Raw genomic sequence first — 26,530 nt, 5'->3', positions numbered from 1 at the left:
ATGTCATTGAAAATGGGAGACCACCATGGCCTACAAATCCCTTCTGACGGTTGCAACTTCATCCCAAGGGCTCATGCCGGCGGTGTCCGCCGCCGCCCAGATTGCCACCGCATCTGATGCGCATCTGGATGCCCTGTCGCTTGGAGTTGACCGGACGCAGATCGGCTATTCCTATGTCGGATCGGGCGCGGTGATGATCGCAGCGGCCCTCGAACGCGCCGAGGAAGATGCTCGCGCTGTGGACAAGGCGATGAACGCAGCGCTTGCCGCCCAGCCCCCCGGCCTGCGTGTGGCCACAGATTCGGCCGTGACCCAGCTTGGTGCCTTGACCGATGTGGTGGCAGGTCGCGCGCGCTATGCAGATCTGGTGGTTCTGCCGCTGCCTTATGGCGACAATCGCGGCGTCGAAGACGAGGCCGTGATCGAGGCCGCCCTGTTTGAGGGCATGGCCCCGGTCCTTGTGGTGCCGGAAAAGGGCATGGCCTCTGCCGACCCCCGCCGCGTCGTGGTGGCGTGGAACCAAAGCCGCGAGGCGCTGGTGGCTGCCCGCCGGGCGATGTCGTTCCTGAAGCGCGCCGAAAACGTGACGATCCTTGTGATCGACCCGCCGACCCATGGGCCGGAACGGTCTGACCCGGGCGGGCTTTTGTGCCAGCTTCTTGTCCGCCACGGCATTCACGCCGAGGTCACGGTTCTGGCCCGCACCCTGCCGCGCGTTTCTGACGTGCTGGTGCGCCACCTGCGCGAGGTGAATGCGGACCTTCTGGTGATGGGTGCCTACGGCCATTCCCGCTTCCGCGAGGCCATTCTGGGCGGGGCAACCCGCGACATGCTCGAAAAGGCCGAAGTGCCGGTGTTCCTGGCGCATTGACCAAAGGCGCCGCGTATCAAGCCCGCTACGACTTGATACGCGGCCCGCTTCACACCAGCATCCCGCCGTCGCTGTCATCCCCGGCTTCTTCAAGCAACCGGTCGATGTCGGGTATGCTGACATGGCGGTTCCCTTCCAGCGAGATCACGCCATCCTTCTTCAGCGCTGAAATCTGGCGGCTGACGGTTTCCAGCGTCAGCCCCAGATAGTCAGCCATTTCCTCACGCGTCAGGGGCAGGTCCACCGACAGCATATCCTTGGCCCGCTTCATGTGCAGAGAAGCCTCACGGCGCGCGATGATGGAGATCAGCGAGGCGATCTTTTCCCGTGCCGTCTTGCGACCCAGCAAAAGCATCCACTCTCGCGCCGCGTCCAACTCGTCCAGCGTCATTTCCAGAAGCCGCTGCGCGATATGGGGTGTGGATGTCATCAGGTCTTCAAACGGCTTCTTGCGAAAGCAGCACATGACCAGATCAGTGGTCGCCGTAACGTCAAACGCTGCGACCGGGCGGCCGGGGCGACCAACGAAATCCGATGGCAGCAAGAGCCCCACCATCTGCCGCCGTCCATCTTCCATCGTCTGTGTAAGCGTCGCAATGCCGCTGACCACCGATCCGACGAACTCCATCCGGTCGCCCGACCAGATGACGGTCTGACCAGCCTGAAAGCTGCGATAATACTTGATCTGCTCCAACTGCGACAATTCGTCAGTCTCGCAGCGCGCGCATACTGCACGATGACGGATCGGGCATTCCGAACATTGGACGTGGACTGAATGATCCTGCATACCATGGCCCCGCGCTTGATCTGGGTCAAAGAGCAACCCGCTCCGTCACCATAGCTTACCTGCATGACACATGACCCGCAACTCGCCCGGCTTGGGCTATTTGACGCGCGTGTACCACGGTACACATCCTACCCGACCGCGCCGCACTTCGGCACGGACGTTGGCGTCAGGCATTTTGCCCACTGGATCACCGAGATTCCGGAAAGCAGCGAGATCTCGCTTTACCTGCATGTGCCGTTCTGCCGCAGGCTGTGCTGGTTCTGTGCCTGCCGTACGCAAGGCACCACCTCTGACGCGCCTGTCATCGCCTATGTCGAGACGCTGAAGGCGGAACTTGCGATCCTGAAGGATCACCTCCCCCGGGGGGTGCGCCTTGGTCGGCTGCATTGGGGTGGCGGGACGCCGACACTCTTGTCCCCCGACCAGATGCTTGCCCTGGCACAGGCTGTCTTCGATGTCGCCCCGATGGCCAGGAACGGCGAATTTTCGGTCGAGATCGACCCGAACGAGATTGACGACCCCCGGCTTGACGCATTGGCAAGTATTGGTATGAACCGGGCCTCTATCGGGGTGCAGGACTTTGACCCGCTGATCCAGAAGACCATAGGCCGAGAACAAAGCTATGCCCTGACGCGCGATGTCGCCGAACGCATCCGCGCGCGCGGAGTGGCCAGCCTGAACGCCGACATCCTTTACGGCTTGCCGCATCAGACCGGGCCGCGCATCGCGGATTCGGTGCAGAAGCTTCTGACCCTGTCGCCTGACCGGGTGGCGCTTTACGGCTACGCGCATGTCCCGTGGATGAGCCGCCGCCAGCAGATGATCCCGTCAGACGCCATGCCCACGCCCGAGGAACGGCTGGGGCTGTTTGAAACCGCCCGGCAACTCTTCATCTGGGACGGGTATGAGGATATCGGGATCGACCACTTCGCCAAGCCCGAAGACGGCCTTGCCCGCGCCCGCCGCGAAGGTCGGTTGAAACGGAATTTTCAGGGATATACCGATGACACCTCGCCCGTGCTGATCGGGCTGGGCGCGTCTTCGATCTCGCGCTTTCCGCAAGGATATGCGCAAAACGTGTCCGGCACCGCAGACCATGCCAAGGCGATCCGGGCGGGGCGTTTCTCTACCCACCGCGGCCATCGGTTCACGGGCGAAGATACCCTGCGCGCCCGGATAATCGAGGCGCTGATGTGTGATTTTGCCGTATCGCGGGCCGAACTTCTGGCCAGTTTCGACGCCAGCCCGCAGCGCGTCGAGGCGTTGTTTCAAAAAGCCGTGGCCGAATTTGGCGACATGTTGAAGGGGACAAGCGAGGGCCTGTTCATCCCGGAACGCGCCCGGCCCCTGACGCGGATGATCGCGCGGGCCTTTGATGCCCATGACAGCGCACAGGCGCGACACTCCTCGGCGGTGTGAGAGCGAATTCTTGCGGGAACCCGTGCCTGACCCGTTCCGGTCAGTTCCGCGCCAGACGGGTCAACAGGTCGATCTGCCTTGGCAGGCACACTGATCGCAGATCGTAGCGCGCCCGCACCATTTCGCGCGCGGCCTTGCGCATGCCCAGATAGACCTCGGGCCGGGCAAGCGCGTCGGTCAGTGCAGCCGACCAGCCCGGGACATCGAAGAAATCCACCAGCCGCCCGGTAATGCCATCTTGGATCACCTCGGCAACGGGCGCCGTGCGCGACCCCACGACCAAAGTGCCTGCGGCAAGGGTTTCAACCATCGACCAACTCAGGACAAAGGGATAGGTCAGATAGGCATGCACCCGGCTGACATGGATCAGGTTGACCAGATCGTCATAGGGTATCCTGCCAAGGAAATGGACGCGTGACAGATCCAGCCGGTCCTTTACCTCATCCAGGACAAGGTCTTTCCAGCTACCGCCCTGTGCGGGGGCGCGGCCATAGCTGACCTCGTTGCCACCAACGATTACCACCTGTGCATCGGGTCGCTCCGCAAGCACCTGCGGCAGGGCGCGCATGAAGATGTGATAGCCGCGATAGGGCTCCAGATTGCGGTTGACGAAGGTCAGAACCTCATCGCCCACGGCCAGCACCCGGCCATTCGGCAAGGCAAAGCGCGCGGCAGGGTTCGGGGCCAGCCGGTCGCAGTTCACCCCGTCAAAGATCACCTCGATCTGTTTGCGCAAGGCCGGCGGGTGCGTGCTGGCCTGCCATTCGGTTGGCGAAATACCCCGGTCCGCGTGCGCCAGCGCCTGAGCCATGAAGGCCGCCCGCCCTTGGGCAATCATCACCTGATCAAGACCCGACGCCTGAAACTCGGCGTCAAAGCCCGCGTCTGCGCCGGTGCCGCGATAGTAGAACTCGGCGTAGACCAGAAGTTTCGCTTCCGGCCATACCTCTTTGAGAAACAACGTCTCACCCCAGCCGGAATGGCCGACGATCACATCCGGCACATAGCCGGCAGCCCGCATTCTCTGGGCAAAACGGGCAACGACCACCCCACGGTCACTTGTCGTTGTATAGTTGCGGCCCAGACGGGTGGCCTTGGGATCCACCGGTTCGGCCTTGAAGCTGTAGCGCAGCGTCGGGACCGGGCTTTCGTGCTTGTTCGCCGCATCGGTAATGGCGCGAACATCATGGCCAAGGCGCTGCATCTCGGGCGCGAGGTGCAGGAACTGGCCGGGAAAGTTCTGGTGGACGAATAGAAGTTTCACATCAAGGTCCGAAGGCCGCCGCCATCAGGGCCTTGGTATAGTCGGATTGAGGGTTGGTAAACACCGCGGCGCAATCGCCGGATTCAACGACTTCGCCGGCCTGCATCACCATGACCTTGTGAGCCATGGCGCGGATCACCCGCAGATCGTGGCTGATGAAGATATAAGCCAGCCCCGATTTGCGCTGAAGGTCGCGCAGCAGTTCCACGATCTGGACCTGCACGGTCATGTCGAGCGCACTGGTCGGCTCATCCAGAACCACAAGTTTCGGCCGCAGGATCATGGCGCGGGCAATCGCGATACGCTGGCGCTGGCCCCCCGAGAATTCGTGCGGATAGCGGCCCATCATCGCGGGGTCCAGCCCGACCTCGCGCATGATCTCGGCCACCATGTCGGCCCGGTTGCGCCCGGGGTCTACACCGTGGACGCCCAGCCCTTCGGCGATGATCTGTTCAACGGTCAGGCGTGGCGACAGGCTGCCGTAGGGGTCTTGAAACACCACCTGCATTTCGCGCCGCAGGCCGCGCAAGGCGGCACCGTTGCCACCCCGGACATCGCGGCCCAGAAAGGCGACCGTCCCGGTGCTGGGGATCAGACGCAGGATCGCCAGCGCCAGCGTTGTCTTGCCGGACCCGCTTTCGCCCACGATACCCAGCGTCTCACCCGCCCGGACCGTCAGGTTCGCGTCATTGACCGCTTTCACATGGCCCACGGTCTTGCGCAGAAACCCCTTCTGGATCGGAAACCAGATCCGCAGGTTTTCCGTCCGCACGATTTCAGGCGCGCTGGCGGGAACCGGGTCCGGGCCGCCCTTCTGTTCCGCCGCCAGCAGCTTTTGGGTGTAGGGGTGGCGCGGGTTGGCAAAGATTTCGGCGGTCGGCCCCTGTTCGACGATCTCGCCGCCCTGCATCACACAGACCCGGTCAGCGATCCGCCGCACGATACCAAGGTCATGGGTGATGAACAAAAGGCTCAGCCCCTCGGACCGTTTCAGATCGGCCAGAAGGTCAAGGATCTGTGCCTGGATCGTGACATCCAGCGCGGTGGTCGGTTCATCCGCCACCAGAAGTTCCGGTCCGTTCGCAAGGGCCATCGCGATCATCACCCGCTGGCGCTGCCCGCCCGAAAGCTGATGCGGATAAGCGCCAAGGCGGCTTTCGGCGTCACGGATGCCGACCTTGTTCAACAGTTCCAGCACCCGCGCCCGCGCCGCCGCCCCGGTCAGCGCCTGATGCAGCGCCAGACTTTCCGCCATCTGCTTTTCGATGGTGTGCAGGGGGTTCAGACTGGTCATCGGTTCCTGAAAGATGAAACTGATGTCGTTGCCGCGCACGCGGCGCAATTCGCGTTCCGATACGCCGACCATCTGCCGTCCGGCATAGGTGACCGACCCCGAAACCTCGGCCGTGTCGCCCAGAAGGCCTACGGTGGACAGCGCCGTCACCGATTTCCCCGACCCGCTTTCGCCGACCAGGGCGACCGTTTCACCCTTCGAGACACTGAACGACACGCCCCTGACCGCCTCGATCAGCCGCCCGTCCTGCCGGAAGCTGACCTTCAGATCCTTGACCTCCAACACGCTCATCGGAAGGTCTTTCTGGGGTCAAAGGCATCGCGCACGCCTTCGAAGATGAAGACCAGAAGGCTTAACATGACGGCAAAGGTGAAGAAGGCGGTGAAGCCAAGCCACGGGGCCTGAAGGTTCTGCTGCGCCTGCCGCGACAACTGGCCAAGCGACGGCGCCGAGGACGGCAGACCGAAGCCAAGGTAATCCAGCGTGGCCAGCGCGCCGATGGTGCCAGTGATGATGAAGGGCAGCATGGTCAGCGTGGCGACCATCGCGTTCGGCAGCACATGGCGGAACATGATCTGCCAGTCCGGAACGCCCAAGGCCCGCGCCGCCCGGACATATTCAAAATTCCGCGCCCGCAGGAATTCGGCCCTGACCACGCCGACAAGCCCGGTCCAGCCGAATAGAACCATCAGGCTGACCATCAGCCAGAAACTTTTCGACCAGACCGCTGTGACGATGATGATGACATAGAGCGTCGGGACAGATGTCCAAAGCTCGATCACGCGCTGGAAGATCAGGTCGGTCAGCCCGCCGAAATACCCCTGAATTGCCCCGGCGATGATGCCGATGATCGAAGTTGCCACCGTGACGATCAGCGCAAAGGTGATTGAAAGGCGGAACCCGTAGATCACCCGCGCCGCCACATCGCGTGACGTATCATCGGTGCCAAGCCAGTTCTGCGCCGAAGGTTTGCCGGGGGCCACGCCGCCAGTGTTAACGATGGTATTGTAGCTGTAGCGGATCGGCGGCCAGAGGATCCAACCCGCCTCGACCGGCTGACCCACGACCGTTCCTGTCGCCGTCGCTTCGACCAGGATGCCTTCGGGATCATCCCAGCAGGCTTCCGACCCTGCGGCCACGATCAGGCATTGCACCTCGACCGTGGAATAGTTCGCCTCGGTCCGCAGGTCGCCGCCAAAGGCGATCTCGGGATAGAAACTGAAGACGGGGGTGAAGTATTCGCCGTTGTGCCGCACAAGCACCGGCCGGTCATTGGCAATGAACTCGGCGCAAAGCGACAGGCCGTAAAGGACGATGAAGATCCACAAGGACCAATAGGCCCGCCGGTTCGCCTTGAAGTTCCGCCAGCGGCGCTGGTTCAGGGGCGAAAGCGCCATCAGCCGCGCCTTTCGAAATCGATGCGCGGGTCAACCAGCACATACATCATGTCCGACAGGATGCCGACGATCAGCCCGATCAGGCCAAAGGCGAAAAGCGTGCCGAAGATCACCGGATAATCGCGTTCCACCGCAGACCGGTAGCCAAGCTGGCCAAGCCCGTCGAGCGAGAAGATGAATTCGATGATCAGGCTTGACCCGAAGAAGACGCCCAGAAACAGCCCCGGAAAGCCCGCGATCACGATAAGCATCGCGTTGCGGAAGACATGGCCATAAAGAACCCGCGCCTCTGACAGACCCTTGGCCCGCGCGGTCATGACATACTGCTTCTTGATCTCGTCGAGAAAGCTGTTCTTGGTCAGCAGCGTCAGGGTGGCAAAGGCGGAAATCAGCTGCGCCGTGACCGGCAACACGATGTGCCAAAGGTAGTCGGTGATCTTCTGATACCAGGGGAAGTTTTCCCACCCCTCGCTGGTCAGTCCGCGCAAGGGGAACCACTGGAAATAGCTGCCGCCGGCAAAGACCACCATCAACAGGATGGCAAACAGAAACCCCGGAATGGCATAGGCCGCGATGATGATGCCGCTGGTCCAGGTGTCAAACCCCGACCCGTCGCGCACTGCCTTGCGGATGCCCAGGGGGATCGAGATGAGATAGGCGATCACCGTCGACCACAGGCCCAGCGTGATCGACACCGGCATCTTTTCCAGCACCAGATCAACGACCGAGATCGACCGGAAATAGCTCTCTCCGAAGTCCAGGGTCAGGTAGTTGCCCATCATGATCAGGAAGCGTTCCGTGGCCGGGATCGGCTCTTTCACGCATTCGGGGGCGTCAAGCGACGGGGTGCCGGTAAAGCCGTCTTCGCAGACAAAGCGGGAAAAGCCGAACTGCACTTCCAGCTTGGCCAGAAATTCCGGCGGCAGACCGCGCGCGCCGACATAGCCCTGATCCTGCTGGCCACCGGTGACGGCATCGCCAGTGCCGCCCAGCGCCTGAATCGCGTCACCCTCGCCTTCCAGCCGGGCCTGAATCTGGTCGATCGGTCCGCCTGGCACGAACTGGGTCAGCGCAAAGTTGATCAGCATCACGCCGAACAGCGTGGGGATCACCAGTAGCAGCCGGCGGAGGATATAGGCGCCCAAGGTTCCTGCCCGATTTTCTTGTTATTTCAGGACGCCAGCGGCCCGCAGAGCCTCGGCCTTGTCGGCGTTGTACCACCAGAGCGAAGTCTGGCCAAGCGTATAGGGCGGGATGGTTTCGGGGTGTTCATATAGGTCATAGTAGGCCACCCAATGTTCATCCTTGAACCACTGCGGAATCCAGAAGCCTTCTGCCCGCAAGGCACGGTCCAGCGCCTTGGTGGCAACGGTCAGCTCGTCCTTCGTGGTGGCGGCCATCACCACCTCGATCAGCTTGTCCACGCCCTGGTTCTTCAGCCCCGCCACGTTGAACACCGACACATCCGCCGTGGCGGACCCGTAATACTGCTTCAACTCGGACCCTGAGAAATAGGTCGAACTCAAGCCGTCGGTCACGATGTCGAAATCATACTGCGGGTTGCGGGTCCGGGCCTCGTATTGCGCGGGATCGATGTTTTCCAGCTTGGCGTCAATGCCCAGCGCGATCAGGTTTTCCACGAAGGGCGTGATGATCCGGTCAAACTGCGGGTTGGCGTTCAGAAACTCCAGCGTCAGAAGCTGGCCGGCGGCATTGCGGCGTTTGCCATCGCTGCCGACCTCCCAGCCGGCCTCGTCCAACAGGGCGCTTGCCTTGCGCAGGTTGGCACGGTCAAGCTGGCGCTCGCCGCTGGTGGGGGCCATCACGGCGGGTTCGGTCAGAAGTTCGGCAGGCAGCAGACCAGCATCGACGACCGGTTGCAGGATCGCCACTTCTTCCGGCGAAGGCACGCCTTCCGCCGCCATCCAAGTGTTTTCCCAGACCGAGTTGATCCGGGCATAAAGCCCGTAAAACAGCGTCTGGTTCGACCATTCATAGTTGAACATCAGGCCGATCGCCTGCCGCACCCTTGGATCCTGCCAGTTCGGTCGCCGCAGGTTGAAGACAAACCCCTGACCGCTGGCCTTTGCACCGCTGGGCAGGGATTTCTTCACAACATGCCCGGCTGCAACTGAAGGGAAGGTATATTGCTCGGCCCAGGATTTCGAGGAATTCTCGATCCGAAAGCGGTAAACTCCGGCCTTGAAACCTTCAAACGCGGCGTTGCCATCGGCGAAATATTCAAACCGCAACGTGTCGAAGTTGTTCTGTCCGATGTTGATCGGCAGGTTCGCCCCCCAATAGTCAGGATTGCGGCGGTAGACGATGCTGCGGCCGATATCCATCCGGTCGAACTTGTAGGGGCCCGACCCGAGGTAGGGGATGGTCGAGGTTTCCTCCATGTCCAGATTGTTCGCCTCGTAATGGGCTTTCGAGAAGATCGGCAGGCCGCCGACGCTGTCGGGCAGGTCGCGCGTCGGCACGCCGGGCTTGAAGGTGAACCTGATGCGGTGCGGGTCCAGCACTTCGGCATCTTCGATCTGTTCGTTGAAGACGGTGCGGAAGTCGGTCAAACCCTTGGTGCGGAAGGTGTCGAAGGAAAACAGCACATCTTCCGCCGTCAGGGGGGTGCCGTCTGAAAACGTCACTTCAGGCCGCAGATTGAAGATCACCCAGGACCGATCTTCGGGATATTCCATCGAGGAACACAAAAGGCAGTAACTAGCCCCGATTTCATCCGCCGTCCCGGTCAGGATCGATTCCAGCATGATGCTGGCCCCGGTGGCCGCCAGCCCCTTGGCGGAAAAAGGGTTCAGCGAATCAAAGGTGCCGCCGGCCCACTGGCTTAGTTCGCCGCCCTTGGGGGCCTCCGGGTTCACATAGGGCAGATGTGCAAAGTCGGCCGGAAGCTGAAGATCACCGAAGGTAGATATCCCGTGCGAGACGATGACCGTCTCGGCCCGGACGGCAAGGGTTTGCGCGGCCAGCGCCAGGATCAGCGTTCCGGTTGCAAGGGCCGGGCCAAGACCAATGCGCCTTGCGACCGCTTTGCCCGATACCACCGCTTTGCCAGCATCCACCGCTTTGCCCGACAAGCCGCGCTGTTCCATCCGCATCGACAGACCTCCCTGACATCACGTTCCTACATACATTTATGCTAAATCACGCTTTGTCGAGGCAACAAGCTGCGATTGGCCTGCGCATTTCCGTGAATGCCGCTGAAATGACAAAGCCGCCCGAATGGGCGGCTTTGCAAACATCCCGTATGGGCAGGCTCAGGGAACCGAGGCCAGATAGGCCACAAGGTTCGCGCGGTCTTCTGCCTTGGGCAGGCCGGCAAAGGCCATCTTGGTTCCCGGCGCGTATTTCTTCGGGTTTTCGACGAATGCAGCGATGTTCTCGGCCGTCCAGGCGTCCGAAGCCATGCCCGCCAGCACTTCCGAGTAGCTGTAACCCGCAACCGATGCCTTGGCGCGGTCAACAATGCCGTTCAGGTGCGGCCCGACGCCATCGGTGCCATCCATCTTGTGACAAGCGCTGCACTTGCGGAAAACGCCTTCGCCGGCTGATGCATCGGCAGATGCCAGAAGCGTTGCGAAGTCCGGGCCTTCCTCGGCCACCTCGGTCGCGCCTTCAGCCTCACCAGTGTCAATCGTGTAGGCCTGCGCCAGCTCTTCGCCACCGTGGCCACCATGGCCGACCGTGTAGAGCGAGCTTGCAGCCCACCCCGCCAGCAGGAACACCAGCAGCGAACCGCATACCGCGCCTACTGCCTTGGTCATCGTCATCGTGTCGAACATGGTCCACTCCCGCCGTCAGGTTCCGCGCGGTATGTATCCGCTTCCACCATCCGGTTTCAAGGTGTAGACGCGCGACGAAACGCCCCTCATTGCGGGTTTTCGGGATGGAGACGCCAGAAATGACCGGACGCATCGCTTTTCAAGGGGAACTCGGGGCCTATTCGCATCAGGCTTGCCAACAGTCGCGCCCCGAAATGGAAGCCGTTCCCAGCACGACTTTCGAGGAAGTCGTGGACAAGGTGGCGCGCGGCGAGGTCGATCTTGGCATGCTGGCGGTGGAAAACTCCACCTATGGCCGGGTGGCCGACGTGCATTCGCTGTTGCCGAAATCCGGGCTGCACATCGTGGACGAGGCTTTCGTGCGCGTGCATGTCAACCTTCTGGGCGTCCCGGGCGCAACCGTTGGCGATGTCAAGGAAGCCCATGGCCATGTGGTGATCCTGCCGCAATGCGCCGGCTTCCTGAAAGCGCACGGGATTCGTGGCAAGGTGTCATCCGACAATGCCCGCGCCGCGCGAGAGGTGGCGGAAGCTGGCGACAGGACCAGGGCAGCGCTGGCCAGCGAGCTTGCGGCATCGATCTACGGGCTGGAAGTGCTGGCACGGCACATCGAGGATCACGCCAACAACACGACCCGCTTTCTGGTGATGTCGCGCACCCCGGATCATAGCCGCCGTGGAACCGGCAAGATGATCACCACCTTCACCTTCCGGGTCCGCAACATTCCGGCGGCGCTTTACAAGGCGATGGGCGGGTTTGCCACCAACAGCGTCAACATGACCAAGCTGGAAAGCTACATGGTGGGCGGATCCTTCACCGCGACCGAGTTCTATGCTGATATCGAGGGCCACCCGGAAGACGCGAACGTCGCCCTGGCGCTGGAAGAACTGCGCTACTTCACCTCGGAAGTGCGCATCCTTGGCGTCTATCCGGCGGACCGCGAACGTGGCTGAGCCCCATCAGGCGGGCGCCGACTGGGCCTTGCTGCGCTGATAGCTGTCCTGAAGACGCGCGCCCAACTGGCCCGCGCGCAGATCAAACCGCGCCTGCACCCGCCCCCGGGCCAGCCGCAGGGTGTTCAGGAACAGTCGCGCTGCAAGTGTTTTGGGCTTGATCTCCAGCACAATGCGCAATCGGGTGCGGCGCGGTGACAGCGCCGACACCTCAAGCAACGAGCTGCCATCGACTGCCTGCCCCTGAAGCCCGAAGACGATCCGTTGATCAGGGGCCACATCGTCGATCCGAACAAGGAACTTGCGGACCTTTCCCCGAAACGGCATCTGGACGCGCCAGCCTGCTCCGACTCCGGAGAGCGGCATGTCTGACGGGCGCTCGATTACCGCCCCGCGCTGCACGGCCTCACGTTCCCATGCGGGATGGTCGGTCAGGCTGGCGTAGACAAACCCCAGTGGTGCCTCGACATCGGTCTTTGCCGTCAGTTTCATCGCTGCTCCGTAGGGTTGCGTTCGGGTTCAGGGGGTAGGCCGTCAGGGAAATCCAAGTTCGTGTCAATCAAGCCGGTCGGCAAGCCAGTTTCGCAAGATGAAATGTGCAATTGCCCCGTTCCGGGCAGGCTTGATTTCAGGATGCAACCCGGCGAAGGCCGAAATCAGTTCTTCCCGGGTCACCCAGCGCGCCTGTTCGATTTCTTCAGGGTCGATGGTCAGCGCTGTCCCCAGTGCCTCGGTCCGCGCGCCGATCATCAGCGAGGCCGGAAACGGCCAGGGTTGGCTTGCCAGATAGCTGACCGGCCCGCAGCGCACGCCGGTTTCTTCCTGAACCTCGCGGCGCACCGCGGCTTCCATCGACTCGCCCGGCTCGACAAACCCCGCCAGCAACGAAAACATGCCTTCGGGCCAGCCGGGGCTCCGGCCAAGCAGCACCGAATTGCCATACGTCACCAACATGATGACAACCGGGTCCGTGCGAGGGAAATGCTGCGCTCCACAAGCCGGGCAACTGCGTTGCCAGCCGCCTTGCACCATGTCAGAGGCCGCACCGCACGCCGCACAGAACCGATGGCTACGGTGCCATTGCAAAAGCGCCTTGGCCGTCGCCACCAGTTCGGCGTCTCTCGGCGTAAGCGCTGTCATGACCCCGCGCAGTTCGACAAAGCTGTAGGAATCGCCCAGAGCGGGATGGTGCTGCACCGAGGGATCAAGGAACCCTGCCTGAACCGCCTCGGCCCCGGCTTCCGGCGCCCAGTCCGAGATATCGGCCGCAAAGCGGGGTTGTCCGTCATCGAGGCCCAGAAAGACCGGGGCCGTGGCATGGGCCAAGGCCGGATGGCCCGACACAAGCCAGCCCGGTCGATCCCCGGTCACCAACGGCTTGCCCCGCCAGACCGGCAGCACCAGGCCATCGCGAAGGGCCGCTTGCAGCGCCACGGGATCCTTGCGAAGACCGGCCCCCCGATCCATGCCCGATCCGCCAAAAGTTACCGTTTCGGCGATCCGCATTCGCGCGCCCCTTCTCCCGCTTGAGTCGTGCCAGCCTGACTGCGCCAGCCTGACTGCGCCAGCCTGACTGCGCCACCCTGACTGCGCATGCCATTTCCGACTGCGCAATGCCAGTCCTGATGGCGCAACAAGTATTTCCCATGGCTGAAGAAAATGATCCGAAATCTACCAGACCTGTCGTTGCCCGAATGGGACATTCACGCAACCATGGCTTGAATTTCTTCAATTTGCCCTAACGTTGACACAACTTATGCGGTATATTCCCATTGTCATTGCCTTGTTACTTCATTGATCCGTTTTTTGTTGGCGACCGGTCAATCAACTTAAGTCCGGTCGTTGGAAAGGCCCGTGTAGGAAGTGTCAGTTCAGTCCGCCGCATATGGCTTGCCCTTGTCCTCTTTGGAGGTAGCCCGGGAATCCATTTCAGTGCCGCCTGCAGACAATTCGCCAGAACGTGCCGCCGCGCCGGAAATTCGTCTGCGGCTTATTGCGACCAGTGATCTGCATGCCTGCCTGTTGCCATATGACTATTGCGCGAACCGGCCGGTTTCCGGCCGCAGCCTCAGCGACATATCATGCCAGATAGCCCAAGCGCGTGCCGAAGTGCCGAACAGCCTTCTGTTCGACAATGGCGATTTCCTCCAAGGAAATCCTCTTGCGGATTATGTTGCAAGTGCAAATCGGCGCCGTCGGGCGCATCCGGTCATTACCGCATTCAATACACTTGGCTATGATGCAGTCACCCTTGGAAACCACGAATTCAATTACGGGCTCAAGTTTCTGACCACCGCCCTGTCGCAAGCACGCTTTCCGGTCGTGTCGGCAAATATTGCTACCCGACTTGGCAAAAGCCCCTCTCGCGACAAGACCTTTGTCCCTCCGTTTGCCGTTCTGAAACGCACGGTTCTTGACAGGGACGGGCGCAGCCATGTGTTGCGTATCGGTGTTATCGGCTTTGCCCCGCCCCAGATCGAGGTCTGGGACCGTGACCACCTGGACGGCCAGATCCGCATGCGTGACATCATCGACGCGGCAAAGGCATGGCTGCCCCGGCTGCGCGCCCGGGGGGCTGACGTGATCGTGGCGCTGGCGCATTCCGGAATCGGCGCGGCAGAAGCCGAAGACGGGATGGAAAATGCGGCCACCGCACTTGCCGCCTTGCCCGAGATTGACGCGGTGATTGCCGGTCACTGCCATTTGGCCTTTCCCGGCCCGGGTATCGAAGCCCGGCCCGGCGTCGATCCGGTGAATGGGCTACTGGCTGGCAAGCCCGCGGTAATGCCGGGCCATTCAGGCAGCCATATCGGAATCATCGACCTGCGCCTCGTGCGGACGCTGCATGGAAAGCGCCGCTGGACGGTTGCCGCAGGCGAAGCCCGGCTTGGCACGCAGGCCGTCGCAGGACTTGCGACGGCGCGTGCGCTGCGTCACGTCATCGCCTCGGATCACCGCGCGGCGCTGGCATGGTCACGGCAGGTGCTGGGGGAAAGCAGGGTTCCCCTGACCACCCATTTCGCAACCTCTGCGCCCAGCGCCGCCATCGCCCTTGTCGCTGAGGCAAAGGCTGAATACGCCCGGCAAGCGCTGAGGGGATCAGAATGGGCCGATCTGCCGCTTCTGGCCTCGGCTGCGCCGTTCAAGGCGGGTGGACGGGGCGGGCCGTCGAACTTTACCGATATCCCAGCCGGACCGGTCCGGATGCGCAACCTGTCGGATATCTACGTCTTCCCGAACACGCTGGTCACCCTGGCCCTGACCGGGGCAGACCTTGCCGACTGGCTGGAACAATCCGCTGCCCTGTTCCGGCAGATCATGCCCGGAGAGACGGATGCCATCCTGCATGATCTGTCGGTTCCATCATTTACTTTCGACGTCATTCCGCGCCTGTCCTATGCCATCGACCTCAGTCAGCCGGCGCGGTTCAGCCCGGATGGCCGGCTGGCAAATCCCAATGCCCACCGGATTGTGGGGCTTCGACTTGATGGACAACCGCTTGACCCGGGGCAAACGCTGTTGCTGGTGTCGAACAATCATCGCGCCAGCCGAGCCTGCGCCGGTGTCGCGGGGCCGGCGCCCCGGATCGTCCTTTCCGACGGAGCCCGGATCCAGACCGTTGTTGCCGAACACATCAAGAGCCGGCGCGTTGTTGGCTGCCCCCCACGGCGGCACTGGCACTTCCTGCCGATGCCCGGCACATCGGTGCGTATTGCGGCTGGCAGCGGTTCTGCCGCGCATCTGGCCGATATCGCCCCGCTTCGCCCGACCCTCCTTGCCGAGGGCGGGGACGGCTTCTCCCACTACCGGCTACACCTGTGATGGGCTATATCGCCCCAGCAAGTGGAGGCCCGGATGTACGACGCCCTATTCTTCGATCTTGACGGAACCCTGATCGACACGGAAACCATCGCGCTGGCCACCGGCATGGCGGCCTTTGCCGCGCATGGGCATCCGGTGGACGAGGCGTTCATGCATGGCCTTGTCGGCAAGGACGAACCGACTGCGGGCCGACTGATCCGCGCCGCCCTGCCCGATGCCGACCTTGACGGCGTTCACCGCCACTGGCGCGAAGGCTTTGCCGCCGGGGTCGACCGCGGGCTGGACCTGAAGCCCGGTGCGGCGGACCTGCTGGCCGCCCTGCGCCAACCGCTCGCCATCGTGACTTCGACAGGCCGGGTTGGCGCGCATCGCAAGCTGGCCATCGCCGGGATCGCCGAGGCATTCACCCATGTCGTCACGCTGGACGACGTGACCGCGCCGAAGCCTGCGCCCGACCCCTATCTGCTTGCCGCCTCACTTTTCGGCTTTGCGCCCGAACGCTGCCTTGTGTTCGAAGACAGCGAAACCGGGGCCGAGGCGGCGCATCGCGCTGGTTGCACCGTGGTGCAGGTGCCGGACGTGGTGCCAAGCCAGGGCCGTTGGGCGCATCATCTGGCCCCCGATCTTTTGACCGGGGCGCGGATGGCGGGGCTGATCTAGCAGACCACGACTTGCGCCGGATCGAACAGGAACGGTGCCACGATCCCGCAGGTATCGGCCAAGGGCAGCAGGCTGTCCGGAAGGTCCATGCCGATCACCTCGCGCATGAAATGCGCGCGGGCCTCGCAGCGGCGGGCGACATTTGGAAATTCCCGCGCCAAAGCCGCACGTAAGGTTTCGTCGGCGATGACATAGCCGTCTTCCATCCGGGTGGACCCATAAACCGGATGCGCCGGAATCACGTCCATCTGCATCGCCATGCCGCTGGCCAGCGCATCGGTCGACCCCTCGCGGATCGGGGATGAGACCCACTCATCCAGCCCGACCAGATGCCCCGGGTTCAGCGTCACGCCGAAGGTATCCGCTGGCAGCGCCGTCATCATGTGCCGCCAGACATAGCCGCCAGCCACGCCGGGCCGCATCATCGAACACCATTCGGACATCGCGGTCACATAGGGTTCGACGAAAGCCTCGACATAGTCGCGCGCGGCAATCGGCAGATCGGCCGCCGACCGCGCCAGCCACCCGGCCCGGCAGGTATTCGCGCCCCAATGGCAGATGTTGAAGCCCGCAGGGTGGCCCAGCGCCAGATGCCGCCCCGACGGCCCGCACAGGCCCGGAGCAGCACCAATGGCAAAGGTCGGGTGGCACCCCAGCGGCAAGCCCCCCACCCGCGCGGCCTCATAGGCCTGAAAATCCGTGATCCCTTCGCGCAGGCCAAACAGCATCCGTTTCAGCGCCGCCGCCGCCATGTGGTTGGCAAACTCCAGCCGCGCGATCTCGGCCGCGTCGACCCGGGACCGCAGGCCATGGGCGGGATGCATCATCAGATCGGTCGCGTTTTCCACCCGTGCCGCCAGCTTGCGCAGGGGATCGGCAAGGAAAACCGGGATATCGAGCGCGGTGGCCGGGTCGTCCACCTCATCGGCCTCGAACCATTTCCAGCCGATGGTCCCCACCCGGTCATCCAGCGCCAGCATGTCTGCAAGCCATTCCGACAACCGCCGCCCGCCGCGCGGCTGGCTTGGCAGCGAAAGGCTGGCACAATGGCCCACCCGCACCACCCCCGCCTGCACCAAGGGCGACACGGCGGTGTAGGCCAGGCATTCGTTCCCGGCCAGAAGCAAGGCGTCGCCCGGCGTCACCACCAGCACGGCCTCTTCAAAGCGGGGATCGAACCCGGTCAGCCAATGCAGGTTGGCGGCATGTTCCCGATCCCCATAGACGACAATCACGTCGTAGCCCTGCGCGGCCGCCACGCCGCGCAAGGCGCGCAGCCGCGTTTCACATTCTGTCAGGCTCAAGGCTGGCGGCAGGTCCGGCGTGCCGTGGTCCGGCCAGTCGATACGGATGAGTCGTGACATGCCCCCCTCCCCTTTTGCGGTAGCGTAATCCACAAAGGCCTGCCAGACCAAGGGTTTCGCGCATCCGCCTTGCCGCATTGACGCAGCCGCGCCAAGACTTGCAGGCACCAACCCTTTCGCCTATATCCACGGATGAGAGGTTGGCGCGGGCAGGCGCCTCGCCAACCCGGTCAGGTCCGGAAGGAAGCAGCCGTAACGAGCCCCGCTTGGGTCGTTGTCCAGCCTCTCACCTTTTACGCTTCTCTTGTCCCCATTTGCACTGCGGTCTAAGGTTGCCCCAACAGGGGAGCAGCATGTCCGATCAGCCCGCCTATCAGGTTCTCGCCCGCAAATACCGCCCCCAGACCTTTGCCGATCTGATCGGGCAAGAGGCGATGGTGCGCACTTTGAAGAACGCCTTCGCGGCGGACCGGATTGCCCATGCCTTCGTGATGACCGGGGTGCGCGGGGTGGGCAAGACCACCACGGCGCGGATCATCGCCAAGGGGTTGAACTGTGTCGGCCCGGACGGCAGCAGCGGGCCGACAACCGAACCTTGCGGGGTGTGTGAGCCATGCATCGCCATTGCCGAAGGTCGCCATGTCGATGTGCTGGAAATGGACGCAGCCAGCCGGACCGGCGTGGGCGACATCCGTGAAATCATTGATTCCGTTCACTATCGGGCGGCAAGCGCGCGGTTCAAGGTCTATATCATCGACGAAGTCCACATGCTGTCTACCGCCGCTTTCAACGCGCTGTTGAAGACGCTGGAAGAACCGCCCGCGCATGTGAAGTTCATCTTTGCCACCACCGAGATTCGCAAGGTTCCGGTCACTGTCCTTAGCCGTTGCCAGCGGTTCGACCTGAAACGGATCGAACCCGAGGTGATGATGGCCCACCTTGACCGGGTGGCCGGGCTGGAAGGGGCCACGCTTGCTCAAGACGCATTGGCGCTGATCACGCGCGCCGCCGAAGGGTCGGTCCGCGACGCGATGAGCCTGATGGATCAGGCCATCGCCCATGGCGCTGGCGAGACGACGGGCGAACAGGTCCGCGCCATGCTGGGGCTGGCCGACCGGGGCCGGACGCTGGATCTGTTCGATCTGATCATGAAGGGCGACGCCGCCACCGCCCTTTCGGAGCTTTCGTCGCAATATGCTGACGGTGCCGACCCGATGGCCGTTCTGCGCGATCTGGCGGAAATTACGCATTGGATTTCCGTCATCAAGATCAACCCGGCCGCGGCGGAAGACCCGACCACACCGCCCGACGAACAGACCCGGGGGCTTGATATGGCCAGCCGGTTGCCGATGCGGGCCATGACGCGGATGTGGCAGATGCTGCTAAAGGCCGTGGAAGAGGTGGCTTTGGCCCCGAACGCAATGATGGCCGCCGAAATGGCGGTGATCCGCCTGACCCATGTCGCGGATCTGCCAGACCCGGAAACGCTGGTCCGCAAACTGTCCGACAGCCCGCGCCCGCCTGCCGGCGGCGGCAGGGTTCCTGGCGGGGCGCCGGCAGGTGGGGCGCCCCTGCATGGCACCACTCACGCCGCCTTGCGCGCGCCAGCCGCGCCGATGCGCGGGCCAACGATGACCGCCGCTGCCCCGGCATTGGCCGAAGGCCAGTTGCAGGTTTACGCCAGCTTCGCATCGGTCGTGGACCTGATCCGGCAAAAGCGCGACATGCTGCTCTTGAACGAGGTGGAGACCGACCTTCGCCTTGTCCGCTATGCGCCCGGGCGGATCGAGTTTGAACCAGCACCGGGCGCTCGGGCCGACCTTGCCTCGCGGCTTGGCCAGCGGTTGCAGGGCTGGACGGGCGCACGCTGGGGGGTCTCGGTTGTCTCGTCTGGTGGCGGTGCCACGATTTCCGAGCAAAGGACGGCCGAACTGGCCGAACTCCACGCCGAAGCGGCGGAAAACCCGCTGGTTCAGGCGATTCTGACGGCCTTTCCCAAGGCCCGCATCACCGAGGTCCGCAACCCCGAGGCTTTGGTCGCCCAAGCCGCCGAAGCCGCACTGCCCGTGGCCGAACCCGAGGCGGATGAGGACTGGAACCCGTTCGAGGAATGACACCGCTGCGCCGCGCCACGGTTGAAGATGCGGCCAGTCTTGCCCGGCTGAACGCCCATGTGCAGGGCTGGCACGCCGCGCACTACCCCGACACCTTCCATCCCCGCCCCGACCCGGACGCGCTTGTCGCCTATTTCACTGACCGGCTTGCCGACCCCGATTGCACGGCCTTCCTGACCGGTGATCCGCCTTTTGGCTATGCGCTTTGCATGGTGCAGGCCCGCGAAGCCTCGGTCTTTTCTCCGGCCATCCGCCGTCTGCTGGTTGACCATATCGCCATTGCCCCCGAGGCGCGGCGTCAGGGCCATGGTCGGGCGCTCTTGCAGGCGGCGCGCGACTTGGCGCGTGAGCTGAAGGTTGACGAAATCCTGCTGGACACATGGGAAGCCAACCACGACGCCCACGCTTTCTTTCGCGCCGAGGGCTTTGCCATGCGCCGAATGCTGTTTCGCGGAACGCCCTGACCTTGCGCGAGGCCACTTGGCCCCGTATCTCAACGAAAACGGATGGAGAGCGACATGCTGAAGGGTTTGGGCGGATTGGGCGGGCTTGGCGATATGGCCAAGATGATGAAGGCCGCGACCGAAATGCAGGGCAAGATCGCCGAATTGCAGGAAGAACTGGCGCGCACCGTCGTCGTCGGCGAGGCGGGCGCCGGGCTGGTCAAGGCACGGGCAACTGCCAAGGGCGAGGTGACGGGCCTGGACATCGACCCGTCAATCCTGGTCGCGTCGGAAAAGGAAGTGGTCGAGGATCTGATCCTTGCCGCGATCAATGATGCGCAGTTGAAGGCGCGGGCGCGCAGCGATCAGGAAATGACCCGGCTCGCCGAAGCCATGGGTGTCCCGGCTGGCATGAAGCTCCCGTTCTGATGGCGCGTCTTCATGGCTGATGACACCGGCATCGAAGGGCTGATCGACCTGATGGCCCGGCTGCCCGGCCTTGGGCCAAGATCTGCGCGCCGCGCGGTCCTGGTGCTGCTGAAAAAGCGCGGGCAACTGATGGCACCCTTGGCGCAGGCATTGGCCGAGGTGGCCCTGACCGCCAAGGACTGCCAGACCTGCGGCAATATCGGCACCTCTGACATCTGCGCGATCTGTGCCGACCCGCGCCGCGCCACGGGCGAGATCTGCGTGGTTGAAGATGTGGCCGACCTTTGGGCCATGGAACGGGGGCAGGTCTTCAAGGGGCGCTATCATGTACTGGGCGGCACCCTGTCGGCGCTGGACGCGGTGGGGCCGGATGAGCTTGGCATCCCCCGGCTGGTGGCCCGCGTCGCAGACGAAGCCACGCGGGAGGTGATCCTTGCGCTGAATGCGACCGTCGATGGCCAGACCACCGCACATTACATCGCCGACGCCCTTGCCCCCACCGGGGTGCAGATTACCACACTGGCGCAAGGCGTTCCGATCGGGGGCGAGTTGGACTATCTGGACGATGGCACCATCGGCGCCGCCTTGCGGGCGCGGCGCAAGCTGTAGCTGTTGCAATCGGGGGTTTCACACCCCCGCACCCAAGCCGAAGCAGCGGGGGTTTCACACCCCCGCACCCCCGTGGAGTATTTCTGAAAAGAGCAAGATCGGGGGAACACCATTGTGGCCGAAGCGGCGCGGATACGGCCAGCGGGCTGACAGGATGTCGGCTTGACCGGGCTGAACGCATCCCTGCTGCCAGCGACACCGCGCTGATTGCATTTCCCCCCCCGTCGGCTTATCTCGGAGGCTGACCGAAAAGGCAGGGCCAACGCCGCATGAACTGGATCACCAACTACGTCCGCCCCAAGATCAACTCGCTGTTTTCCCGCCGCGAGGTGCCGGAGAACCTGTGGACGAAATGCCCGGAATGCGGGACCATGCTGTTTCACCGCGAATTGTCAGGAAACCTGAACGTCTGTTCGAACTGCGATCACCATATGGCGATCAGTCCGCGCGAACGGTTCGAGGCCTTGTTTGATGGCGGGATCTTTACCGAGGTGAAGGTGCCGGACCCGGTGATCGACCCGCTGCATTTCCGCGATCAGAAGAAATACCCCGACCGGGTGAAAGCGGCGCAGAAGGCCAGCGGCGAACGTGATGCGATGCTGGTGGCGGAAGGCGAGATCAACCGCACGCCAATCGTTGCTGCCGCGCAGGATTTTGCCTTCATGGCCGGGTCGATGGGCATGTATGTCGGCAATGCGATCATTGCCGCCGCTGAACGGGCGGTAAAGCTCAAGCGGCCCCTGGTGCTGTTTTCCGCAAGCGGCGGCGCACGGATGCAGGAGGGGATGCTGTCCCTGATGCAGATGCCGCGATCGACGGTTGCGGTGCAGATGCTGAAAGAGGCGGGGCTGCCCTATATCGTGGTTCTGACCCACCCCACGACCGGCGGCGTGACCGCAAGCTATGCCATGCTGGGCGATGTCCAGATTGCCGAGCCGAACGCGCAGATCGGCTTTGCCGGGGCGCGGGTGATCGAACAGACGATCCGCGAAAAGCTGCCCGAAGGGTTCCAGCGGGCCGAATACCTGCTGGATCACGGGATGCTGGACCGCGTGGTGCATCGCAAGGCGATGAAGGATGAGCTTGTCACCCTGATCCGCCTCTTGATGGCGCTTCCTCCGGCGATCAAGGGCGACCTGCCGGCACCGGTCGAAGCTGCATCCAGCGAAGCCGGGGAAGCAAAGGCGTGACCGCGACATCCGACGTCATCCTTGAACGGATGATGACGCTGCATCCCAAGGTCATCGACCTGACCCTGGCGCGCGTCGAACGCCTGCTGGCCGTGCTGGGCAACCCCGAACGCAGCATTCCACCCGTGATCCATCTTGCCGGGACCAACGGCAAGGGCAGCACCCAGGCCATGATCCGCGCCGGACTGGAAGCGGGGGGTGACAAGGTTCATGCCTATACCTCGCCGCATCTTGCCCGGTTTCACGAACGCATCCGTCTGGCTGGTGAGCTGATCTCCGAACCGGCGCTGACAGCGCTTCTGGATGAATGCGTCACCGCGAACGGGCCGGATGAGATCACGTTTTTCGAGATCACCACCTGCGCCGCCTTCCTTGCCTTTGCCCGTAGCCCGGCAGACTGGACCTTGCTGGAGGTTGGTCTTGGCGGGCGTCTGGATGCGACCAATGTGGTTGACCACCCTCGCCTGACGATCATCACGCCCGTCAGCCTTGACCATCAGGCCTTCCTTGGCGACACCGTGACTGCCATCGCTGGCGAAAAAGCCGGGATCATCAAGCGTGGGGTGCCGGTGATCGTCGGCCCCCAGACCGATGAAGGGCTTGCCGTCATCGAGGCAAAGGCCGCCCGGATGGGGGCGCCGCTTTTGGTGCATGGCCAGCATTGGCATGCCTTTGAAGACCGGGGACGGTTGGTCTATCAAGACGAGGATGGCCTGCTCGACCTGCCCTTGCCCAACCTTCCCGGCCCGCACCAGATTCAGAACGCCGGTGCCGCCATCGCGGCCTTGCGCGCCCTTGGCCGAGGCGAATCAGCCTGTGAGGCTTCCGTTATCCGCGCGGTCTGGCCCGCAAGGATGCAGCGCCTCCGGCATGGCCCGCTTACCGAAGCCGCGCCGAAGGCAGAGCTTTGGCTGGACGGTGGCCACAATCCCGCAGGCGGCGAAGCCGTGGCCGCGACGCTGGCCCGGATGCCCGCCCGCGAAACCCACTTGATCTGCGGCATGCTCAACACAAAGGACGTGACGGGTTACATGACCCCACTGGCGCCCCATGTGACGCAGTTGCATGCCGTCTCGATCCCGGGCGAAAAGAACACGCTTCCCGCCGAGGCCACCCGGGACGCAGCCCGGTCTGCCGGGATCAATGCGGTAACGGCACCCTCTGTTGCCGAAGCACTGGCAGCCATTGCCACGACCTCACCCGACGCACGGGTGTTGATCTGCGGCTCATTGTATCTGGCCGGTGCAGTCCTTCGCGAAAACGGTTAGCCCGTTACCCCGTAGCGGGCCATGAACATGTCAACCGCGCCCTGAACGATGCGTTGCACCCGGTCTGGCGGGATCGTCTGGCCAAGGTTGAAGATCAGGTTCTCATGGACCTCTGTCTTGCAAAGCTGCGCGAACTGGTTTGCGGCAAGATCCAGATCCTCGATCGCCAACGCGCCGCTTTCGACGAAGCAACCAAGGTGATGCACCAGCCGCCCATGGATCAGGCCGGGGCCGTATTCGTAGAAGTCGCGCCCGAGGCCCGGGAACCGTTCGCCTTCTCCCACCACGATGCGAAACATCCGCTGGCCGAAATCGGACATCAGGAACCGGATGATCCGTTCCGCCGCAATGGTCAGCGCCACCCGCACTGGCACATTGTTATCAATCGAGGCCTCTGCCGCTTCGGTCTGGCGGTGACATTCGCGGCGGGCAACCTCCAGAAACAGCAACTGCTTGTCGGGGAAATAGGCGTAGATCGTGGCCTTGGACACCGCCGCCTCACGCGCGATGTCGTCAACCGAGGCGCGCTCGAACCCGTCTCGCATGAAGATCTTGCTGGCACCATCCAGCACCTGGTCGAACTTCCGGCCGCGCCGGACAACCTGATCCGCAACAATGGTCATCTGTCCCCCACGGGGCAACCATAGACCATCGCCCTTTGGCGCGGCAAGCGGCCCGGTGCGGGGCATCATTCGTGCAATTTGCAGACCGCTGTTGCCGGTGCAGGGGCGCAGCCTTTCGTCGAGGGGGACACGACTACCGTGTCGGGAAAGCGGATCACCGGCAGAAGAACGGTCAGGGTCTGGGCCGCAGCAGGGGTGGAAAAGCTGGCAATAGCGGCGAGGGCAAAGGCAAGGCGTTTCATCCCGATCTCCATTTTTTGAACTCTCCGGTTCAGAATCATTTCTGAACTTTTCGGTTCAAATTTTCAAGCGAAAATGAACTCTTTGGTTCACTTTATGGCATTGCACTCGGCAAAATCGCCCGTAGATTAGAATGATTCCAGATAACGTGGTCCCGATGCTGTCCTCCCTTGCTTCCCGCCGTCGGTTCGCCGACCTGACCGAACAGGAAATCCTTGCTCTCGCCATTTCGTCCGAAGAAGACGATGCCCAGATATATCGCAGCTACGGTGAACGGCTGCGGGCCGACTATCCGGCATCTGCCGCCGTGTTTGACGGGATGGCGGCGGAAGAAGACCGCCATCGCCAGCGGCTGATTGACCTGCATCGCAGCCGCTTTGGCGAGGTGATCCCGCTGATCCGCCGGGAGCATGTGGCGGGCTTCTATGCCCGCCGCCCGGTCTGGCTGGCCAAGACCCTGTCGCTGGATACCATCCGGGGCGAAGCCCGGGCGATGGAACAGGCCGCTCAGGATTTCTACACCCGCGCCGCCGCGCGCACGCAGGACGCCGCAACGCGGCGCCTGCTGGGTGATCTGGCCGCAGCCGAAGCCAGCCACGAACGCCACGCCGATGCCCTTTCCGAAACCCACCTTGCCCCCGACGCCCGCGCGGCCGAAGATCAGACCGCCAAGCGGAGGTTCATCCTGACATGGGTGCAGCCGGGTCTTGCCGGGCTGATGGACGGGTCCGTCTCCACCCTCGCGCCGATCTTTGCGGTGGCCTTCGCCACGCAAGACACCTGGACGACCTTTCTGGTTGGCAGCGCGGCATCGGTCGGGGCTGGCATCTCGATGGGCTTTACCGAAGCCGCGCATGACGATGGCGTGCTGTCCGGGCGCGGGTCACCCCTGAAGCGCGGCATCGCCTCGGGCGTGATGACCACGGTTGGGGGCATGGGCCATGCGCTGCCCTACCTGATCCCTGATTTCTGGACAGCGACCACCATTGCGATTGCCGTGGTCTTCGTCGAGCTTTGGGCGATTGCCTGGATCCAGAACCGTTACATGGAAACGCCATTCCTGCGTGCCGCCTTGCAGGTTGTGCTGGGCGGTGCTTTGGTCTTTGCCGCAGGGGTATTGATCGGGGGCGGGTAATGTACACGAAAGGCGAGGTCAGCTATCAGGCGTTGCCCCTGCCAGACCGGGTCCAACCGGACGAAGCTGCATCCCTGGCCGAAGCGGAACGCTTTCTGGCCTACATGAAAAAGCGCCATTCCGTGCGGGACTATTCCCCCCGCCCGGTGGCCGAAGCGGTGATAGCCGCCTGCATTGCCGCCGCTGGCACCGCCCCTTCAGGCGCGAACCACCAGCCTTGGCATTTTGTCGCCATCTCCGACCCTGTGATGAAGGCCCGCATCCGTGACGGCGCCGAGGAGGAGGAGCGCAGCTTCTACCAGGGCGGTGCGGGCGATGAATGGCTGGCCGCGCTGGAGCCGATCGGTACCGGAGTCTCCAAGCCCCATCTGACCGATGCGCCATGGCTGATCGTGGTCTTCGCCCAACGCTACGGGCTGACAAAGGACGGAGCGCGCTACAAGAATTACTACGTCCCTGAAAGCGTTGGCATCGCGACAGGTGTTCTGATCACCGCAATCCATCATGCAGGGCTGGTCTGCCTTGAACACACACCGAACCCGATGAAATTCCTTGGACCGCTCTGCGGCAGGCCGGATCACGAAAAGCCGGTGATGATCCTGCCCGTTGGCTATCCTGCCGAAACGGCCACGGTTCCGGCGGTGGCCAAGCGGAAGAAACCGCTGGCCGAGATCATGAGCGTCTTTCGCGGCTGACAGTCAGGTCGCCTTCTTCAGGCGGCACACCCTTTGCGATGTCAGCGCAACGCCGCAATGCGACGGGGGGCGACGACGGCCTGATCGCCTGCATCTTCTTCCGCCTCATAGCCGGCAGCGTCTTGCACCGTCGCCGCGGTCGGGAAGATCACCACGCCCATCGGCTCTGTGACGACGCTCGTCAAGCGTCTGGGTCTTGTGACGGTCATTGCG

At 63.2% G+C, this 26,530-nt stretch carries 25 protein-coding genes and 1 other RNA gene; 14 read left to right on the top strand and 12 right to left on the bottom strand.

The features are described from left to right. Positions 1–25: 25 nt before the first annotated feature. Positions 26–871 (top strand): universal stress protein, encoded by an 846-nt coding sequence (locus tag QUV21_RS15290; RefSeq protein WP_300856114.1) that lies wholly within the window; start codon positions 26–28, stop codon positions 869–871. Positions 872–920: 49 nt separating this feature from the next. On the opposite strand, the gene fnrL is transcribed toward QUV21_RS15290, so the two are convergent. Then, the gene (fnrL, locus tag QUV21_RS15285) at positions 921–1,658 is read right to left on the bottom strand and encodes a transcriptional regulator FnrL (RefSeq protein WP_300856113.1); all 738 of its coding nucleotides are present in this window, start codon (positions 1,656–1,658) and stop codon (positions 921–923) included. A gap of 63 nt (positions 1,659–1,721) precedes the next feature. On the opposite strand from fnrL, the gene hemN reads away from it, so the two are divergent. Next, positions 1,722–3,077 (top strand): oxygen-independent coproporphyrinogen III oxidase, encoded by a 1,356-nt coding sequence (gene hemN / locus QUV21_RS15280; protein ID WP_300856112.1) that lies wholly within the window; start codon positions 1,722–1,724, stop codon positions 3,075–3,077. Between the two features lie 40 nt (positions 3,078–3,117). On the opposite strand, the gene QUV21_RS15275 is transcribed toward hemN, so the two are convergent. From QUV21_RS15275 to QUV21_RS15250, 6 genes are all read right to left on the bottom strand, one after another. Further along, complete coding sequence (locus tag QUV21_RS15275; protein WP_300856110.1) at positions 3,118–4,341, bottom strand: glycosyltransferase; 1,224 nt, start codon at positions 4,339–4,341, stop codon at positions 3,118–3,120. Position 4,342: 1 nt separating this feature from the next. Beyond that, positions 4,343–5,926, bottom strand: a complete 1,584-nt coding sequence (locus QUV21_RS15270) for an ABC transporter ATP-binding protein (protein WP_300856109.1) — start codon at positions 5,924–5,926, stop codon at positions 4,343–4,345. After that, positions 5,923–7,032 carry an ABC transporter permease gene (locus QUV21_RS15265; protein ID WP_300856108.1) on the bottom strand — a complete coding sequence of 370 codons (1,110 nt, stop codon included), beginning with the start codon at positions 7,030–7,032 and terminating at the stop codon, positions 5,923–5,925. Before QUV21_RS15265 ends, QUV21_RS15270 begins: the two co-directional genes overlap by 4 nt. Further along, positions 7,032–8,177 (bottom strand): ABC transporter permease subunit, encoded by a 1,146-nt coding sequence (locus QUV21_RS15260; protein ID WP_300856106.1) that lies wholly within the window; start codon positions 8,175–8,177, stop codon positions 7,032–7,034. Before QUV21_RS15260 ends, QUV21_RS15265 begins: the two co-directional genes overlap by 1 nt. Before the next feature lie 21 nt (positions 8,178–8,198). Next, positions 8,199–10,148 carry an extracellular solute-binding protein gene (locus QUV21_RS15255; protein WP_300856105.1) on the bottom strand — a complete coding sequence of 650 codons (1,950 nt, stop codon included), beginning with the start codon at positions 10,146–10,148 and terminating at the stop codon, positions 8,199–8,201. Positions 10,149–10,307: 159 nt separating this feature from the next. Continuing rightward, on the bottom strand, positions 10,308–10,832 hold the full coding sequence (locus QUV21_RS15250; protein WP_300856104.1) for a cytochrome c family protein: 525 nt from the start codon (positions 10,830–10,832) through the stop codon (positions 10,308–10,310). A 119-nt stretch (positions 10,833–10,951) separates the two neighbouring features. Here QUV21_RS15250 and QUV21_RS15245 point away from each other — a divergent pair, with 119 nt between their 5' ends. Continuing rightward, positions 10,952–11,785, top strand: a complete 834-nt coding sequence (locus QUV21_RS15245; protein ID WP_300856103.1) for a prephenate dehydratase — start codon at positions 10,952–10,954, stop codon at positions 11,783–11,785. 6 nt (positions 11,786–11,791) lie between these two features. Here the strand turns inward: QUV21_RS15245 and QUV21_RS15240 are convergent, their stop codons facing one another. After that, on the bottom strand, positions 11,792–12,277 hold the full coding sequence (locus QUV21_RS15240) for an SRPBCC family protein (protein WP_300856102.1): 486 nt from the start codon (positions 12,275–12,277) through the stop codon (positions 11,792–11,794). Positions 12,278–12,340: 63 nt separating this feature from the next. Beyond that, on the bottom strand, positions 12,341–13,291 hold the full coding sequence (gene nudC / locus QUV21_RS15235) for an NAD(+) diphosphatase (protein WP_300856101.1): 951 nt from the start codon (positions 13,289–13,291) through the stop codon (positions 12,341–12,343). A gap of 426 nt (positions 13,292–13,717) precedes the next feature. Between nudC and QUV21_RS15230 the strand changes: the two genes are divergently transcribed. Together QUV21_RS15230 and QUV21_RS15225 are read left to right on the top strand one after the other, a co-directional pair. Next, the gene (locus QUV21_RS15230; protein ID WP_300856100.1) at positions 13,718–15,607 is read left to right on the top strand and encodes a bifunctional 2',3'-cyclic-nucleotide 2'-phosphodiesterase/3'-nucleotidase; all 1,890 of its coding nucleotides are present in this window, start codon (positions 13,718–13,720) and stop codon (positions 15,605–15,607) included. Between the two features lie 33 nt (positions 15,608–15,640). Then, positions 15,641–16,267 carry an HAD family phosphatase gene (locus QUV21_RS15225; protein WP_300856099.1) on the top strand — a complete coding sequence of 209 codons (627 nt, stop codon included), beginning with the start codon at positions 15,641–15,643 and terminating at the stop codon, positions 16,265–16,267. Here the strand turns inward: QUV21_RS15225 and QUV21_RS15220 are convergent. Further along, a complete protein-coding gene (locus tag QUV21_RS15220) occupies positions 16,264–17,631 on the bottom strand; it encodes a hypothetical protein (RefSeq protein ID WP_300856098.1) in 1,368 nt (455 codons plus the stop codon). The genes QUV21_RS15225 and QUV21_RS15220 overlap by 4 nt on opposite strands. Positions 17,632–17,764: 133 nt before the next feature. On the opposite strand from QUV21_RS15220, the gene ffs reads away from it, so the two are divergent. The 7 genes from ffs to QUV21_RS15185 all read left to right on the top strand — a co-directional run bounded on the left by ffs (position 17,765) and on the right by QUV21_RS15185 (position 23,624). Then, positions 17,765–17,863: signal recognition particle sRNA small type (ffs, locus tag QUV21_RS15215), an RNA gene on the top strand. Positions 17,864–17,924: 61 nt separating this feature from the next. Then, a complete protein-coding gene (locus QUV21_RS15210; protein WP_300856097.1) occupies positions 17,925–19,685 on the top strand; it encodes a DNA polymerase III subunit gamma/tau in 1,761 nt (586 codons plus the stop codon). Continuing rightward, on the top strand, positions 19,682–20,149 hold the full coding sequence (locus QUV21_RS15205; RefSeq protein WP_300856095.1) for a GNAT family N-acetyltransferase: 468 nt from the start codon (positions 19,682–19,684) through the stop codon (positions 20,147–20,149). The genes QUV21_RS15210 and QUV21_RS15205 overlap by 4 nt, the downstream gene beginning before the upstream one ends. A gap of 54 nt (positions 20,150–20,203) precedes the next feature. Next, complete coding sequence (locus QUV21_RS15200) at positions 20,204–20,557, top strand: YbaB/EbfC family nucleoid-associated protein (protein ID WP_300856094.1); 354 nt, start codon at positions 20,204–20,206, stop codon at positions 20,555–20,557. A 12-nt stretch (positions 20,558–20,569) separates the two neighbouring features. Further along, positions 20,570–21,166, top strand: coding sequence for a recombination mediator RecR (gene recR, locus QUV21_RS15195; RefSeq protein WP_300856093.1), 597 nt, complete (start codon positions 20,570–20,572; stop codon positions 21,164–21,166). 269 nt (positions 21,167–21,435) lie between these two features. Beyond that, positions 21,436–22,356, top strand: coding sequence for an acetyl-CoA carboxylase, carboxyltransferase subunit beta (gene accD, locus QUV21_RS15190; RefSeq protein WP_300856092.1), 921 nt, complete (start codon positions 21,436–21,438; stop codon positions 22,354–22,356). 29 nt (positions 22,357–22,385) lie between these two features. Beyond that, positions 22,386–23,624 carry a folylpolyglutamate synthase/dihydrofolate synthase family protein gene (locus QUV21_RS15185; RefSeq protein ID WP_300856387.1) on the top strand — a complete coding sequence of 413 codons (1,239 nt, stop codon included), beginning with the start codon at positions 22,386–22,388 and terminating at the stop codon, positions 23,622–23,624. Here QUV21_RS15185 and QUV21_RS15180 read toward each other — a convergent pair. Together QUV21_RS15180 and QUV21_RS15175 are read right to left on the bottom strand one after the other, a co-directional pair. Then, on the bottom strand, positions 23,621–24,247 hold the full coding sequence (locus QUV21_RS15180; RefSeq protein ID WP_300856091.1) for a TetR/AcrR family transcriptional regulator: 627 nt from the start codon (positions 24,245–24,247) through the stop codon (positions 23,621–23,623). The two genes, QUV21_RS15185 and QUV21_RS15180, sit on opposite strands and share 4 nt — an antisense overlap. A gap of 65 nt (positions 24,248–24,312) precedes the next feature. Next, positions 24,313–24,489: a hypothetical protein gene (locus tag QUV21_RS15175; RefSeq protein ID WP_300856090.1), complete on the bottom strand. Its 177-nt coding sequence runs from the start codon at positions 24,487–24,489 to the stop codon at positions 24,313–24,315. A gap of 155 nt (positions 24,490–24,644) precedes the next feature. Here QUV21_RS15175 and mbfA point away from each other — a divergent pair, with 155 nt between their 5' ends. Together mbfA and QUV21_RS15165 are read left to right on the top strand one after the other, a co-directional pair. Further along, the gene (mbfA, locus tag QUV21_RS15170) at positions 24,645–25,622 is read left to right on the top strand and encodes an iron exporter MbfA (RefSeq protein ID WP_300856089.1); all 978 of its coding nucleotides are present in this window, start codon (positions 24,645–24,647) and stop codon (positions 25,620–25,622) included. Beyond that, a complete protein-coding gene (locus QUV21_RS15165; protein WP_300856088.1) occupies positions 25,622–26,317 on the top strand; it encodes a nitroreductase family protein in 696 nt (231 codons plus the stop codon). The genes mbfA and QUV21_RS15165 overlap by 1 nt, the downstream gene beginning before the upstream one ends. Positions 26,318–26,530 lie beyond the last annotated feature (213 nt).

This window comes from Tabrizicola sp. (assembly GCF_030373185.1).
Lineage (GTDB): Bacteria > Pseudomonadota > Alphaproteobacteria > Rhodobacterales > Rhodobacteraceae > Tabrizicola.
This window is presented reverse-complemented; position numbering and strand designations above follow the sequence as displayed.

Bases quoted from the DNA above. Each gene is read 5' to 3' on its own strand.
- QUV21_RS15290 (WP_300856114.1), top strand. From the start codon at position 26: ATGGCCTACAAATCCCTTCTGACGGTTGCAACTTCATCCCAAGGGCTC.
- fnrL (WP_300856113.1), bottom strand. From the start codon at position 1,658: ATGCAGGATCATTCAGTCCACGTCCAATGTTCGGAATGCCCGATCCGT.
- hemN (WP_300856112.1), top strand. From the start codon at position 1,722: ATGACACATGACCCGCAACTCGCCCGGCTTGGGCTATTTGACGCGCGT.
- QUV21_RS15270 (WP_300856109.1), bottom strand. From the start codon at position 5,926: ATGAGCGTGTTGGAGGTCAAGGATCTGAAGGTCAGCTTCCGGCAGGAC.
- QUV21_RS15265 (WP_300856108.1), bottom strand. From the start codon at position 7,032: ATGGCGCTTTCGCCCCTGAACCAGCGCCGCTGGCGGAACTTCAAGGCG.
- QUV21_RS15255 (WP_300856105.1), bottom strand. From the start codon at position 10,148: ATGCGGATGGAACAGCGCGGCTTGTCGGGCAAAGCGGTGGATGCTGGC.
- QUV21_RS15250 (WP_300856104.1), bottom strand. From the start codon at position 10,832: ATGTTCGACACGATGACGATGACCAAGGCAGTAGGCGCGGTATGCGGT.
- QUV21_RS15245 (WP_300856103.1), top strand. From the start codon at position 10,952: ATGACCGGACGCATCGCTTTTCAAGGGGAACTCGGGGCCTATTCGCAT.
- QUV21_RS15240 (WP_300856102.1), bottom strand. From the start codon at position 12,277: ATGAAACTGACGGCAAAGACCGATGTCGAGGCACCACTGGGGTTTGTC.
- nudC (WP_300856101.1), bottom strand. From the start codon at position 13,291: ATGCGGATCGCCGAAACGGTAACTTTTGGCGGATCGGGCATGGATCGG.
- QUV21_RS15225 (WP_300856099.1), top strand. From the start codon at position 15,641: ATGTACGACGCCCTATTCTTCGATCTTGACGGAACCCTGATCGACACG.
- QUV21_RS15220 (WP_300856098.1), bottom strand. From the start codon at position 17,631: ATGTCACGACTCATCCGTATCGACTGGCCGGACCACGGCACGCCGGAC.
- QUV21_RS15210 (WP_300856097.1), top strand. From the start codon at position 17,925: ATGTCCGATCAGCCCGCCTATCAGGTTCTCGCCCGCAAATACCGCCCC.
- QUV21_RS15205 (WP_300856095.1), top strand. From the start codon at position 19,682: ATGACACCGCTGCGCCGCGCCACGGTTGAAGATGCGGCCAGTCTTGCC.
- QUV21_RS15200 (WP_300856094.1), top strand. From the start codon at position 20,204: ATGCTGAAGGGTTTGGGCGGATTGGGCGGGCTTGGCGATATGGCCAAG.
- recR (WP_300856093.1), top strand. From the start codon at position 20,570: ATGGCTGATGACACCGGCATCGAAGGGCTGATCGACCTGATGGCCCGG.
- accD (WP_300856092.1), top strand. From the start codon at position 21,436: ATGAACTGGATCACCAACTACGTCCGCCCCAAGATCAACTCGCTGTTT.
- QUV21_RS15185 (WP_300856387.1), top strand. From the start codon at position 22,386: ATGATGACGCTGCATCCCAAGGTCATCGACCTGACCCTGGCGCGCGTC.
- QUV21_RS15180 (WP_300856091.1), bottom strand. From the start codon at position 24,247: ATGACCATTGTTGCGGATCAGGTTGTCCGGCGCGGCCGGAAGTTCGAC.
- QUV21_RS15175 (WP_300856090.1), bottom strand. From the start codon at position 24,489: ATGAAACGCCTTGCCTTTGCCCTCGCCGCTATTGCCAGCTTTTCCACC.
- mbfA (WP_300856089.1), top strand. From the start codon at position 24,645: ATGCTGTCCTCCCTTGCTTCCCGCCGTCGGTTCGCCGACCTGACCGAA.
- QUV21_RS15165 (WP_300856088.1), top strand. From the start codon at position 25,622: ATGTACACGAAAGGCGAGGTCAGCTATCAGGCGTTGCCCCTGCCAGAC.